Origin of the sequence: Nocardia sp. alder85J, assembly GCF_020176955.2 — a bacterium.
Taxonomy (GTDB): Bacteria; Actinomycetota; Actinomycetes; order Mycobacteriales; family Mycobacteriaceae; genus Nocardia.
This window is the reverse complement of record NZ_JAIUCZ020000015.1, coordinates 1-12,051: the sequence shown is the minus strand read 5'-3', so window position 1 is coordinate 12,051 and position 12,051 is coordinate 1. Positions and strand designations below refer to the sequence as shown.

Genomic DNA, 12,051 nt, shown 5'->3' with positions numbered 1-12,051 from the left:
GCACCGAATCGAGCGGTCCGGCACCGCTGAATTCCGGGCCCGGCCGGTGTCTGTATGTGCAGGAGTCACGGCATCGGAAGGGACGGGACCATCACATGACCGCCACTGAGCATCACCGCACGCACGACCTGCTGGCCCGCGCCCGCGCCGGTGACGGCGTGGCGTTCGGGGAACTGGTCGAGCCCTACCGACGGGAGTTGCACGTGCACTGCTACCGCATGCTCGGGTCGGTCCAGGATGCCGAGGATCTGGTCCAGGAGACCCTGCTGGCCGCGTGGAACGGGCTGCCCGGTTTCGAGGCGCGGTCCTCGTTGCGGGCCTGGCTGTACCGGATCGCCACCAATCGCAGCCTCAACGCGCTGCGCGCGCATCGCCGCCGCGAGCCGGGCGACGGGCCGCACCTGCCCGAGCCGACCCGCCGGACGATGGTGACCTGGCTGGAGCCCTATCCGGACACCCTGCTCGACGACCTGCCCGCCACCGAACCCGGACCGGAGGCCCGGCTCGAACGCAAGGAGTCCGTCTCGCTCGCCTTCATCGCCGCGATCCAGGTGCTGCCACCGCGGCAGCGGGCCGTGCTGGTGCTGCGCGACGTGCTGGGCTACACCGCTCGCGAGACCGCCGCGACCCTCGACACCACCGAGCCTTCGGTCCACAGCGCGCTGCAACGTGCCCGCGCCACCCTCGACGACCTGGTCGACGCCGAATCGCCGTCCCCGCGCGAGCGCGAACTCGCCGACCGCTTCGCCGAGGCATTCACCGGCGGCGACGTCGACGGCATCGTCGCATTGCTGACCGACGACGCGTGGCTGCGCATGCCCCCGCTGCCGGTCGAATACCAGGGCCGCGCCGCCGCGCGGGACTTCCTGCGCACGGTCGCTTTCCACGGCGCGCCGCGCTACCGCCTGATCCCCACCCGCGCCAACGGCCAGCCGGCGTACGGCGTGTACGCGTGCGACCCGACCGGCGGTCCGGCCCACGCGCACGGCCTGGACGTCCTGACCGTGACCGAGCGCGGGATCACCGCGATCACCCATTTCACGGATACGAACATCCTGTCCCGGTTCGGGCTGCCCCGGACCCTGCACGACTGACGCGCACCCGGACGATGCCGGGTGCGCGACGACGGCGAGCCTCCGCGCTCAGGACATGAATTCGGCCGCGAATCGCCGCAGCCCGTCCGGGTTGAGCTGGTCGTCGAAGGTGATGACGAGTTCCTGCGCACCGGCGGCCTCGTACTCCGCGAGGCGTGCGCGGATGGTGCCGGGGGTGCCGATCAGGCCGTAGGAACCGACGTCACCGGGATAGACGGCCGGGGCCCACGGTGGCACCAGGGCACGGGCCTGCTCGTCGGTGTCGGCGATGATGCACAGCGTCAGCACCGTTCGCCGGATCTCGTCGTAATCGCGGTCGGCCTCCTTGCAATGTCGTTGCAGGGCGGCGAATTTGCGCCGCAGTCCGGCGGGGCTCTCCGATACGTTGCACGCGTCGGCATACTGCGCGACCAGTTTCAACGTCACCTGCTCGCCGCCGCCCGCGACCATGATCGGAATGTGCGGCAGCTGAACGCCTTTCGGCTCGTTGATGGCACCACGCAGGGTGTAGTGCCCGCCCGTGAAAGTGGTCTCGGGCTCGGTCCACATGCTGCGGATGACCTGCAACGCCTCCTCCAGCTGTCGCAGGCGTTCGGGCGCGGTGCCGAATTCGTAGCCGTAGGCCTGATAGTCGGGCTCGTACCAGCCGGCGCCGATACCGAAGGTGTAGCGGCCGTGCGACAGCACGTCCAGCGTCGAGGCCATCTTCGCCTGTAGCCCGGGATTGCGATAGTTGTTGCAGGTCACCATGTGTCCGATGCGGATCCGCTCGGTGTCCCGCGCCAGCGCTGCGGCCGTGGTCCAGGATTCGAACAGCGGATGCGGCGACGGTGGCACGGTCATCAGGTGGTCCGACACCCAGACCGAGTGGTAGCCCTCGTGTTCGGCCGCGCGGGCGAGCACGGTCAGCCGCTCGAACAGATCGACGGGTTCGCCGAGTCCGGCCAGCTCACCGACGAAGCCCTGGGGCAGAAAGACGCTGTGGTCCATGGTCATTGCCCGGCCTTTCGGCTCGGACGGTGGCACAGCAACGTCGCCGCCTCGTCACCCGGACACGGGGATGGGTCGCCGTGGATGCCGTCCAGGGACACCAGGACACTGACAATGAGTTCGGCCATGCCGATTCCTCCGGATCGTCGGGCTCCGCCCGCGTGGCGGGCGGAGATCTTCCGGAACAGTGACGCGGCACCGGGTCGGTTCCGGACCGCCATGGCTCACGAATGCCCGAGCGCCGACAGCCGCCGGTGCAGTTCGTCGCGCTCGACCGTGTTCTCGGTGAGTGCGAGGGCGCGTTCGTAGGCGGCGGCCGCACCCGCCGGATCGCCTGCGCGGCGCAGCATGTCGGCATGGGTGGCATGCAGCGGCTGATAGCGTTCCAGCGCCGGATCGGCCAGCAGCGGGCGCAGCAGCGCCATCCCCGCCGCCGGGCCCGAGGCATATCCCACCGCCGCCGCGTGATTGAGCCGGACCACCGCCGACGGGGCGACGCGCAGCAGGGCGTCGTAGAGTTCCGCGATCACCGGCCGGTCCGCCGTGCCGGACACCATGTGCGCGGCGCTGATCGCGGCCTGCAAGACGTACTCCCCCGGCGGCCCGAGTCGCGTCGCCTGCTCCAGCACGCGCAGGCCCTCCCCGATACGCGGTGTGTCCCAGCGTGATCGGTCCTGATCGGCCAGCGCCACGTACCGGCCCCGGTCGTCGACCCGCGCCGCGCTGCGGGCATCGTTGAGCAGCAGCAGCGCGAGCAGGCCGAGCGCCTCCGGGTCGGCGGGCAGCAGTTCCGCCAGCAATCGGCCCAATCTGAGGGCCTCGCCGCACAATTCGCCGCGGATCAGCCGATCACCGCGATTGGCCCGGTAGCCCTCGGTGAAGATGAGGTAGACCACCCGCAGCACGCCGCGCAGCCGGTCCGGAAGGTCGGCGGGGCCGGGCACCTCGTACGGGATTCCGGCGGCGGCGATCTTGCGTTTGGCCCGGGAGATCCGTTTGCCCATGGTCGGTTCGGTGACCAGGTAGGCGCGCGCGATCTCGGCGGTGCTGAGCCCGGCGACGGTGCGCAGGGTCAGCGCGACCCGGGCCGAGATGTCCAGTGCGGGATGGCAACAGGTGAAGATCAGCCGTAACCGGTCGTCGACGATCGGCCCGGGATCCGGCGGCGGCTCGGGGTGGGCGAGGTCCAGGCGCACCAGTTCGCCGAGCCGGACGGCCCGGTCCAGATAGGATCGGTGCCGCCGGATGCGATCGACGGCCCGGCGCCGCGCGGCGACCTGGAGCCAGCCGCGCGGGTTGCCGGGCACGCCGTCCCGCGGCCACGCGGTGACGGCGTCGACGAAGGCGTCCTGCAACGCGTCCTCGGCCAGTTGCAGATCGCCGACCTGGCGGACCAGGGTGGCGAGAACGGCCGGGTATTCGTGCCGGAACACCTCCGCGACGGCCGTCGCCGCCGCACCGGGATCGCTCACACCGCCCCGGACAGGTCGTGCACCGGCCGTACCTCCACCGAGCCGTAGGCCGCCGCCGGGAACCGGGCCGCGTGCCGCAGCGCCTCGTCGAGACTCGCGCACCGCAGCAGGTAGTAGCCGACGAGCGTCTCCGCGGTCACCGCGAACGGGCCGTCGGTGACCTCCGTGTCACCGCCGCGCACCCGGACCGTGGTGGCGGTGTCGGTGGCGTGCAGCCGGTTGTTCGACAGCAGCACACCGGAATTGCGCAGACTCTCGGTGACGGCGATCCACGCCGGCATATCCGCCAGGCGCGCCTGCTCACCCTCGGCATCGGTCTCCGGTGCGTAGAGCAGCACCATGTAGTCCGTCATGATCTTCCGGCCTTTCTCGTGTGCGAAAACCTTTCCGAGTAGGACGCACGTACCCGCGCGTTTCGGACCGCACGGTGAGGGGACGGAATCGGCGCACCGTATTCATCGGTCGCCGGGACAGGCTGCCGGGATCGCCCGGCACGACCGTCGAACGCGGGTGCGCCCGGACATGATGTGGGTCACAATCCCCGGCCGGCTGTCGATATCCCCCGGCCGCGGCCGTCTGGAAGACGAGTCCGAATTCACCCGACGCGAGGAGTTTGTCCATGACCGCCGCACTGCGCACGATCCTGACCGGGCGAGGACTGGTCGAATCGCCGCGCTGGCACGAGGGCCGGCTGTATTTCTCGGACTGGTCCGCGGGCGAGGTGATCGCCGTCGACGACGCCGGGCAGGCCGAGGTCGTCGCTTCCGTGCAGTCGCTGCCGTTGTGCACCGCGTGGCATCCGGACGGCCGGTTGCTGGTCGTGTCCTCGCCGGACGGCACGGTACTGGCCCGGCAACCGGACGGATCGCTGGTCACGCATGCCGATCTCGGGCAGCCGGGCTGGAACGACATCGCGGTGGACGGACGCGGCCACCTCTATGTGAACCGATGTGGCTTCGACCCGATGTCGGGCGAACCGTTCCGGCCCGGCTCCGTCCACCTCGTCACCCCCGGCGGCACGGTCAGCGAGGTCGCCGGCGACATCGACTTCCCCAACGGGATGGCCGTCACCGCCGACGACCGGACCCTGATCGTCGCCGACTCCTACCGCGGCCGCCTGCTCGCCTTCGACATCGCCCCCGACGGCACCCTCTCCGGCCGCCGGATCTGGGCCGACCTCGGCGAGGCCGCACCGGACGGCCTCTGCGTCGACGCCGAGAACGCGGTCTGGTACGCCGACGTCCCGAACCGGCGCTGTGTCCGGGTCGCCGAAGGCGGCGAGGTGCTGCGCACGGCCGACGCCGACCGCGGCTGCTTCGCCTGTGCACTCGGTGGCCCGGACGGCGCCACCCTCTACATCACCGCCGCCGAATGGCACGGCATGTCGGAGTTCCCGCCCGTGACACCGGGCAGCGGCCGCATCCTCGCCCTCGACGTCGAGGTACCCGCCGCCGGGTGGGTGTGACCCGCCGCACGGGCCGCCGGTCGAGCCACCGAACTACCCGGCCCGCAACACAATTCACTCGCCCGGGATCGCCGCGAGTCGCGATGATGCCATGGTCCGATCGGCCGTGACGACAGACCACAGACCCGGCGCCACGGGCCACCCGGCCGAACGCACATACCGCTCGGCCTACGCCGCGGCCGAGCGGGCAGAGCAGTCGGCCGACGCCGCGAATCGTCCGGCCACCTCACCGAACCGATCGGTCGGTTCTGCGGCCGAGCGGGCATATCACTCAGCCGATGCCGCGGACCGCGATGCGGTCGCGGAGGGCGGCGAGGTCCGCGGCCGAGTGATATGTGCCGGCGCGGACGACGCCGGTGACGGTGTGCAGGTTCGCGGTGTCGGCGAGGGGGTCGGCGGAGAGCAGGACCAGGTCGGCGTCTTTGCCGACATCGACGCTGCCGGAGCTGTTCTCGCGGCCGAGGAAGCGGGCGGGACCGGAGGTGGCGGCTTGCAGGACGCTCAGCGGGGGCAGGCCGGCGCGGGACAGCAGGTCGAATTCGCGATGCAGCGCGGAACCGGGGATCACCCAGGCGGCGCCGACCGCGTCGCTGCCCGCCAGCAGGGGGACACCCTCGTCGTGGAACAGCCGCACCAGGGTGAGCTGGCGTTCGAACTGGGCGGCGAAGATCTCGTGTTGTGCGGTGGAGAACTTCCGGGTGAAGGCGGTCGCAGCCTTCGCCCAGGTGCGGCGGACTCGCGGGGCGATGTACCGCAGGTCCGGATCGCCCGCGAATTCCGGGCTGCCGCACAGTTCCTGGGTTTGTACCCGGATCAGGGTGGGGCAGTTCCAGGTGTCGTTGGCGACGAACTCCCGGGCCAGTTCACGGCACTTGTCCTCGTCGAAGCTGTCGAGGGCGTCCCGCATCGCGTGCAGTTGCCCGGGGGTGGTCAGCTGCGACGGGTTGACGACCAGTGTGGCGAGCATCCGCCCGGCGAGACGGTCCATGAACGGAATCGTGAACGGCGGCACCGGAATCGAGCGGCCGTGATCGTTCGCGACGAGCTGATGTTCGTGATGCGAGCAACCGGCGAGCACACCCGGTCCGGGGCCGAGGTGTTCGATGGAGCGGAATCCGGCGCGGGAGGCGGCGCGGACGTCGATCCCGGCCGGGAGGTGCCCGAGGACGGCGATGTCGTGCCGGTCGGCCTCCCGCTGGGCCGCGAAATAGACGTCAGGACTGATCATTACGGCCTTGACGAAGTCCGCACCGGCGGCGGCCTGCGCGGCCACCTCGGCGACGGCCGCGGCCGGGCTGCCCGCGTTGAACGGGGTGAGCAGATCACCGGCCAGCGCCAGCAGGCGCGGGCGGTCCGGCGCATCGAACTCACCGGAGTTCCTGCGCCGCAACAGGTCCCGGGTGCCCGCCATCTGCCGGTAGCCGGTGATGCCGAAGGACAGCATGAGCGCCAGCGCGTCGGCAGGATCGGGCAGTCCGAGCACGTGACTGTGCATGTCGGCGTAACCGGGGACGAGAAACCTGCCGCTGCCGTCCACCTGTCCCGGGTCGACCGTGCCGGTGGTCGCCCCGATCGCGGCGATGCGGCCGTTGTCGATCCGGACGTCCTGATGCGGGGTCCGGGTGCCGTCGCGGGTGTCGACGACGGCGATGTCGGTGATCACAGTGGAATGCGAGCCCATGGCCGCCTTTCGCCGGTTCGCACGATCATTCCGGCCGATGAAAATCGATTATCTGTCCGAAAGTAGCATGTTAGAACGTAGTCGTTTATGTTCGAGGTTGTACAACTCTGCGCGGCCACCGCCGCGTGTCTACCCGCCGCCCCGGCGGCAGGGAGGAAATCGATGATGGTGCGGCTGCCGAAGGAGGAGCGCCCGATCGGATCGGTCGCGGCCAAGGGGTCGGCGGCGCGCAGCCTGGGCGCGGCGGTGCACGCCGGGGTGCGGGCCGCCATTCTCGGCGGCCGGTTCGAGCCCGGGGCCCGGCTCAGCCCCCGCGAGCTGGCCGTTGAATTCCAGGTCAGCCTGTCGGTGGTGCGGGAGGCGCTGTCCCGGCTGGCCGAACAGGGCCTGGTGGTGGCGATGCCGCAGCTGGGATTCTCGGTGGTCGATCTGAACATCGACGATCTGCGGGACCTCACCCGGGTCCGGGTGCTGATCGAGGGTGAGGCGCTGCGCGACGCGGTGCTGCACGCCGACGTCGACTACGAATCCCGCCTCGTCGCCGCCCATCACCGCCTGGCCCGCACCCCGCTGACGGCCGAGGGGACGCCCGCCACCATCACCGAGGATTGGGCGAGCGCGCACGCCGTCTTCCACGACACGCTGATCAGCGCCTGCATCAGTTCCCGGCTGCGGGAGATGGCGGCCCGGCTGCGTGACCAGTCCGAGCTGTACCGGCGCTGGTCCGGTCCGTTCGACACCGCCGCCGAGCCCCGGGACGTGGCCCGCGAGCACCGGGAACTGATGGAGGCGGCCCTCGATCACGACGCCGAGCGCGCGGTGGACCTGCTGGCCGCCCACTTCGGCCTGACCACCTCGATCCTCATCGACTACGCGACCACCCACGACGCCACCGGTTCCGAGGCCAGCGCCTGAACCGATCCGGCGGCCGTGACACCGGCCGGCCGCAGGCGCGATCACACCGCCCGGCGCGGGCACCGATCACCCCGCCAGGCGCGGGAACAGCTGGGCGCCAGGGGAATCCGGAGTCAGTCCCAGCCGCGCATCGGCGAGTTCCGGCGCACCGGCCAGCGTCTCGGCCAGGTACTCCACCGCCGGGGCGGGCGTGAACGGGAAATCGCTGCCGTACAACAGCTTTCCGGGGTCGACCAGCTCCAGCAGCGCGGGCAGCGCGACCGGCAGCGGGACACCGGCCAGGTCGTAGTACAGCCCGCCCAGCAGCGCGGGCAGATCCGCCGGCGTGGAGGTCACCGTGGAGATCAGCGCCACCCGGTGCGCCACGATCGGCAGTACCGCGCCCGCGTGCGGAACCACCCAGCGGATCCGGGGGTAGCGGGTGAGAATCCCGCTCATCGCCAGGTCGACGACGCAGCGCGTGGTGTCGAACAGGAACTCCAGCATCGGCCGGGGCCGGCCCAGCGCGGTGGTCTCCCAGCACGGCGGTGAGGTCGGGTGCAACAGCACCACCGCCGCCCGCCGCTCCAATTCGTCCAGCACCGGGGTGAATTCGGGATCGCCGAGATAACGGCCGTGATAGTTGGTCTTCAGCGCGACCGCGTCCGCGCCGAGCTGATCACCGGCCCGTGTCAGTTCGGCCAGCGACCCCTCGACATCCGGCAGCGGCAGCACCGCGGCCAGGCCGAACCGATCCGGCGCCCGCGCGACGATCTCGGCCCTCGACGCCTTCCTCACGATCGCGACCGGACGGATGCATACCGGGCGGCGGGACGGGTAGTGCGACATGCGTGGCGCGAAATTCGCGCCCACGAGTGGAACGCTATGTCTCCAGGGAGGTCGTGAAGATGCCTGATCCCCGTAACAAGGGTCAGTTCGGCAACCGCGCGGACACCGCAGAGCAGGCCAGCAAGGGCGGTCGGGCCAGTTCCGGCAGCTTCGGCGCACCCAACTCCGCCGACCCGCACGAAGCGGGCCGCAAGGGCGCCCGCGCGCAGCCGACCTCGGGTAAGGCCAAAGGCGGCGCGAACAGCCACACCGGGGCCGCCCGCGGCCGCTGACCGCACCACCGAACACCGTCGATGCCGGAGTGGATCGGATCCACTCCGGCATCGGCACGTTCCAGTGCCCGGCCGGCCGCAGCCGATGCCCCACTCCGTCGATCCGGATTCGATTCGCAGGCAGGGTGTTCGGGCCCCACCGATAGTCTGTGCATCCCGTCACCGGCCCACCGTCGCGGCGGCACGCGGCACAACCATTGCGGCGGAATCAGTTTGACCGCCGGTGCGCCGGGAACAGCGGGGACATGGACTGCGGGGACACAGAGAGCCCTGAAGTATTTCTCCTGGAGAGGATTTCATGATGCTCCGGCGTATAGCCCACCCCATGCTGGCGGCCGATTCGATCGTCGGCGGGATGGATGCGCTGCTCGACCCCGAGCCGCGGGTGCGCGCCGTGGCCGACCTCGTGCAGCGTGGTGAGAAGTCGCTGCCGCCCAAGGTGGCGGCCTATCTGCCCGGTAATCCCGCGCTGGTCGTGCGGGTCAACGCGGCGGCGCGGATCGGTGGCGGTGTGCTGCTGGCGCTGGGGAAGATGCCCCGGCTGTCGGTGATCCTGCTGGCCGCCACCACCGTTCCGACCGTGGTGTCCGAACACGATTTCTGGAACGAACCGGACCAGCAGCGGCGGGCCGCCAAGCGCGCGGGATTCCTGAAGGAGGTGAGCCTGTTCGGCGGCCTGGTCATCGCGTCGACCGATCGAGCGGGCAAACCGTCGCTGACCTGGCGCGGCCGCCGGGCGGCCGCCGAACTGCGCGGCACGTCCACCACGTGGCGCGGGCACCTGGCCGAGGCCGCCGAAGCCGCCGCGGATCGCGCACCCGAACTCGGTGCGACGCTGCGGCATCGCGGCGAGCGGCTCGCCGGCACCGCCCGCGACCGCGGCGGGGATCTGTACGACGCCGCTCGCGACCGCGGCGGCGACCTGCTCGGCACCGCCCGCCATCGCGGGAGCGACCTGTACGAGACCGCCCACGATCGCGGTGGCGATCTGTACGACACCGCTCGCGACCGCGGCGGCGACCTGCTCGGCACCGCCCGCGACCGCGGCGGGGATCTCCTCGATACCGTGCGGGACCGGGGAGCGGATCTGCTGGATGCCGCGCGCGATCGGGGCGGCGATCTGCTCGAGAGCGCACGGGACCGCGGGGAACGGCTCGGCGGCACCGCGCGCGATGCCGTCGGCCGACACCGATGAAGGGAATCACCATGGCACAGAACCATTCTCGTCCCGGAACCTGGCGGCGCTGGTCCGCCGGGGCCGTGCTCGCGATGGCCTTCGCCGCCGCGGGTTGCGCCACCAGCACCACACCGGGTGTACCGGATACCGGCACGACGGCGCCCGCCGCCGAAACACCGGACGTCTCCGCGGATTCCGCGAAGCAACTCTGCGACATGATCGGGCCGCAGGTCGACACCTGGCGGGGCGACGGGCCCACGCTGGGCAAGACCAAATTAAATGCCACCGTGCACGATTGGGCCCTGCGCAACAACGGCGTGAACGTGGCCGTGATGCGCAACCGGGCGGTGGTCGACGAGATCACCACTGCCCACTGCCCGGATGTGCGTCAGGCCGCCATCGCGGCATTGCAGATTCCCGATCTCGCTTCCGGGCTGGCCGGAATCTGACCGGCATTACGCAATTCATTGCCGGGCCGCGTGTTTGATACCCGGCGAATCGGGAATTGCTTCATCGTCACACCATTCGAGTCGAACGGAAATGGAAATATCATGGCCATCCTCGGTCTCATTCTGCTACTGCTCGGGGTCGTGTTCGGAATTCCGATCCTGACCACTGTCGGAGTCATCCTGCTGATCGCGGGCGGAATTCTGATGTTGCTCGGCGCGGTCGGCCGCCCGCTCGGCGGTCGCAGCCACTATTACTGAGAATGACAATCCCGGCCGCCGGCACCCCCGGCGGCCGGAATATCCTCCCCCGGCCGCTGTGCCCCGGTACCCGAAACATTCGGGTACCGGGGCACAGCGGCTTTCCGAATTTCCACGACCGAAAAGGCCCGGACGGTTCGGCGCGTCGCCGCGGTGGAATGCCGACAACGGCGGGACTCGACGATTGCGGACTGCCGTCCCGACGACGACGGCCATCCGTCCCGGGTGCCGCTGGGAGCGGCTGATCGCCGCGCGCGCCTCGCACATCATCGCCACCTGCACCGACGATGCCGCCGAACTGACCCGGATGGGGGTGCCGCGCCGGCGGATCTCGGTCGTACCCCGCGGCGTGGACCTCACCCTGTTCAGCCCCCGGGGTCCGGTCGCGCGCCGCGAGGGCGTCCGGCATCGCGTGGTCGCGGCAGGAAGTCTGGTGCCACGCAAGGGCTTCGACATGACGATCCGCGCGCTGGCGGCTCTGCCCGACACCGAGCTGGTGATCGCCGGTGGCGGTGCGGCCGACGCCGCCGAGATGCGCCGGTTGCGGCGGGTGGCCGCCGAAGCCGGTGTGACGGAACGACTTCGGCTACCGGGCCGGTTCCCCCGCCGGGCCGTCGCGCCGCTGCTGCGCTCGGCCGAGGTGGTGCTCTGCACGCCGCGCTACGCACCGGGTGGCGCGGTGTCGCTCGAGGCGATGGCCTGCGGACGTCCGGTCGTGACCACGGCCGGCGGCGGCCCGGCCGATGCGGTGATCGACGGCGTCACCGGCCGGGTGGTGCCCAGCGCCGATCCGAAGTCGATCGCCGCGGCCGTGCGGCCCCTGCTCGATGACGGTCTGCTGCGCGATGTCTGGGGCGCCGCCGGGGCGGAGCGCGCCCGCACTCGGTATTCCTGGGATCGGATCGCCGCGCTCACCGCGACGGTGTACCGGCAGGTCGGCGCGCCCGCGCCGGAACCGGAGCACACCGCCACCGAGCCCGGACCGGGTCGTACGGCCCCGTCCGCCGCGGCTCGCGGGAACCTCGTGCCAAGGGGTTGCTGATGTGGATCTACCACATCGGCGCGGACCAGGCTTTCGCGGTGCTGCGCTGGCGATCCCAGGAGACCAACACGAAGCTGCGCTCCCTGGCCGAGCAGATGATCCGCGAACCGGACACCCTGCCCCCGACCACCCCGTCGCTGCGCAGCCGCTTCGACCACCTGCTGCTCACCGTCCACGAACGCATTCCCGCCGATTCACAGACCGGGTGATCGAGACGAGCCGTTATCCCGCTCGGCGGCAGGGTATGCCGGTCACATCGCCTACGAAAGGAGACGGTAATGGTCCTCGGAGATCTGTCGCAGGTTCTGAATTTCATCACGGCGAGCGTGTTCGAATACGTCGGGCAGTTGCGCGGCATCACGGGCAGTTGAGCCGCACCCGACCGATCGCGCCGGGCCGCCCGATTCG

At 70.8% G+C, this 12,051-nt stretch carries 15 protein-coding genes; 9 read left to right on the top strand and 6 right to left on the bottom strand.

Annotated elements, in window-relative coordinates:
• Nucleotides 1–95: 95 nt before the first annotated feature.
• On the top strand, nucleotides 96–1,094 hold the full coding sequence (locus LBW94_RS39555) for a sigma-70 family RNA polymerase sigma factor (protein ID WP_225057928.1): 999 nt from the start codon (nucleotides 96–98) through the stop codon (nucleotides 1,092–1,094).
• Between the two features lie 48 nt (nucleotides 1,095–1,142).
• Here the strand turns inward: LBW94_RS39555 and LBW94_RS39550 are convergent, their stop codons facing one another.
• The 4 genes from LBW94_RS39550 to LBW94_RS39535 all read right to left on the bottom strand — a co-directional run bounded on the left by LBW94_RS39550 (nucleotide 1,143) and on the right by LBW94_RS39535 (nucleotide 3,909).
• The gene (locus LBW94_RS39550; RefSeq protein ID WP_225057927.1) at nucleotides 1,143–2,090 is read right to left on the bottom strand and encodes an LLM class F420-dependent oxidoreductase; all 948 of its coding nucleotides are present in this window, start codon (nucleotides 2,088–2,090) and stop codon (nucleotides 1,143–1,145) included.
• Nucleotides 2,087–2,212, bottom strand: coding sequence for a hypothetical protein (locus LBW94_RS39545; protein WP_255634283.1), 126 nt, complete (start codon nucleotides 2,210–2,212; stop codon nucleotides 2,087–2,089). Before LBW94_RS39545 ends, LBW94_RS39550 begins: the two co-directional genes overlap by 4 nt.
• 96 nt (nucleotides 2,213–2,308) lie before the next feature.
• Entirely contained in the window at nucleotides 2,309–3,556 is a 1,248-nt protein-coding gene (locus LBW94_RS39540) for an RNA polymerase sigma factor (protein WP_225057926.1), read from the bottom strand.
• Nucleotides 3,553–3,909 carry a YciI family protein gene (locus tag LBW94_RS39535; RefSeq protein WP_225057925.1) on the bottom strand — a complete coding sequence of 119 codons (357 nt, stop codon included), beginning with the start codon at nucleotides 3,907–3,909 and terminating at the stop codon, nucleotides 3,553–3,555. Before LBW94_RS39535 ends, LBW94_RS39540 begins: the two co-directional genes overlap by 4 nt.
• 266 nt (nucleotides 3,910–4,175) lie before the next feature.
• Here LBW94_RS39535 and LBW94_RS39530 point away from each other — a divergent pair, with 266 nt between their 5' ends.
• On the top strand, nucleotides 4,176–5,021 hold the full coding sequence (locus tag LBW94_RS39530) for an SMP-30/gluconolactonase/LRE family protein (protein ID WP_225057924.1): 846 nt from the start codon (nucleotides 4,176–4,178) through the stop codon (nucleotides 5,019–5,021).
• Nucleotides 5,022–5,292: 271 nt separating this feature from the next.
• Here LBW94_RS39530 and LBW94_RS39525 read toward each other — a convergent pair whose 3' ends face one another.
• On the bottom strand, nucleotides 5,293–6,684 hold the full coding sequence (locus tag LBW94_RS39525) for an amidohydrolase family protein (RefSeq protein ID WP_225057923.1): 1,392 nt from the start codon (nucleotides 6,682–6,684) through the stop codon (nucleotides 5,293–5,295).
• Between the two features lie 180 nt (nucleotides 6,685–6,864).
• Between LBW94_RS39525 and LBW94_RS39520 the strand changes: the two genes are divergently transcribed.
• Nucleotides 6,865–7,617 (top strand): GntR family transcriptional regulator, encoded by a 753-nt coding sequence (locus tag LBW94_RS39520; RefSeq protein WP_225057922.1) that lies wholly within the window; start codon nucleotides 6,865–6,867, stop codon nucleotides 7,615–7,617.
• A 66-nt stretch (nucleotides 7,618–7,683) separates the two neighbouring features.
• Here the strand turns inward: LBW94_RS39520 and LBW94_RS39515 are convergent, their stop codons facing one another.
• The gene (locus tag LBW94_RS39515; protein WP_225057995.1) at nucleotides 7,684–8,445 is read right to left on the bottom strand and encodes an amidohydrolase family protein; all 762 of its coding nucleotides are present in this window, start codon (nucleotides 8,443–8,445) and stop codon (nucleotides 7,684–7,686) included.
• A gap of 59 nt (nucleotides 8,446–8,504) precedes the next feature.
• Here LBW94_RS39515 and LBW94_RS39510 point away from each other — a divergent pair, with 59 nt between their 5' ends.
• The 6 genes from LBW94_RS39510 to LBW94_RS39485 all read left to right on the top strand — a co-directional run bounded on the left by LBW94_RS39510 (nucleotide 8,505) and on the right by LBW94_RS39485 (nucleotide 11,852).
• A complete protein-coding gene (locus tag LBW94_RS39510) occupies nucleotides 8,505–8,717 on the top strand; it encodes a hypothetical protein (RefSeq protein WP_225057921.1) in 213 nt (70 codons plus the stop codon).
• A gap of 298 nt (nucleotides 8,718–9,015) precedes the next feature.
• Complete coding sequence (locus LBW94_RS39505) at nucleotides 9,016–9,912, top strand: DoxX family protein (RefSeq protein WP_225057920.1); 897 nt, start codon at nucleotides 9,016–9,018, stop codon at nucleotides 9,910–9,912.
• Nucleotides 9,913–9,923: 11 nt separating this feature from the next.
• Nucleotides 9,924–10,343 carry a hypothetical protein gene (locus tag LBW94_RS39500; protein WP_225057919.1) on the top strand — a complete coding sequence of 140 codons (420 nt, stop codon included), beginning with the start codon at nucleotides 9,924–9,926 and terminating at the stop codon, nucleotides 10,341–10,343.
• A gap of 102 nt (nucleotides 10,344–10,445) precedes the next feature.
• A complete protein-coding gene (locus LBW94_RS39495) occupies nucleotides 10,446–10,601 on the top strand; it encodes a hypothetical protein (RefSeq protein WP_225057918.1) in 156 nt (51 codons plus the stop codon).
• 184 nt (nucleotides 10,602–10,785) lie between these two features.
• A complete protein-coding gene (locus tag LBW94_RS39490; RefSeq protein WP_255634282.1) occupies nucleotides 10,786–11,643 on the top strand; it encodes a glycosyltransferase in 858 nt (285 codons plus the stop codon).
• Nucleotides 11,643–11,852, top strand: a complete 210-nt coding sequence (locus tag LBW94_RS39485) for an ANTAR domain-containing protein (protein ID WP_416277046.1) — start codon at nucleotides 11,643–11,645, stop codon at nucleotides 11,850–11,852. The genes LBW94_RS39490 and LBW94_RS39485 overlap by 1 nt, the downstream gene beginning before the upstream one ends.
• The last annotated feature ends 199 nt before the right edge of the window (nucleotides 11,853–12,051 follow it).

Excerpts from the sequence above, each read along its gene's own strand:
- LBW94_RS39520 (WP_225057922.1), top strand. The coding sequence starts at position 6,865 with ATGATGGTGCGGCTGCCGAAGGAGGAGCGCCCGATCGGATCGGTCGCG.
- LBW94_RS39535 (WP_225057925.1), bottom strand. The coding sequence starts at position 3,909 with ATGACGGACTACATGGTGCTGCTCTACGCACCGGAGACCGATGCCGAG.
- LBW94_RS39495 (WP_225057918.1), top strand. The coding sequence starts at position 10,446 with ATGGCCATCCTCGGTCTCATTCTGCTACTGCTCGGGGTCGTGTTCGGA.
- LBW94_RS39550 (WP_225057927.1), bottom strand. The coding sequence starts at position 2,090 with ATGACCATGGACCACAGCGTCTTTCTGCCCCAGGGCTTCGTCGGTGAG.
- LBW94_RS39485 (WP_416277046.1), top strand. The coding sequence starts at position 11,643 with ATGTGGATCTACCACATCGGCGCGGACCAGGCTTTCGCGGTGCTGCGC.
- LBW94_RS39510 (WP_225057921.1), top strand. The coding sequence starts at position 8,505 with ATGCCTGATCCCCGTAACAAGGGTCAGTTCGGCAACCGCGCGGACACC.
- LBW94_RS39515 (WP_225057995.1), bottom strand. The coding sequence starts at position 8,445 with ATGTCGCACTACCCGTCCCGCCGCCCGGTATGCATCCGTCCGGTCGCG.
- LBW94_RS39555 (WP_225057928.1), top strand. The coding sequence starts at position 96 with ATGACCGCCACTGAGCATCACCGCACGCACGACCTGCTGGCCCGCGCC.
- LBW94_RS39500 (WP_225057919.1), top strand. The coding sequence starts at position 9,924 with ATGGCACAGAACCATTCTCGTCCCGGAACCTGGCGGCGCTGGTCCGCC.
- LBW94_RS39545 (WP_255634283.1), bottom strand. The coding sequence starts at position 2,212 with ATGGCCGAACTCATTGTCAGTGTCCTGGTGTCCCTGGACGGCATCCAC.
- LBW94_RS39530 (WP_225057924.1), top strand. The coding sequence starts at position 4,176 with ATGACCGCCGCACTGCGCACGATCCTGACCGGGCGAGGACTGGTCGAA.
- LBW94_RS39505 (WP_225057920.1), top strand. The coding sequence starts at position 9,016 with ATGATGCTCCGGCGTATAGCCCACCCCATGCTGGCGGCCGATTCGATC.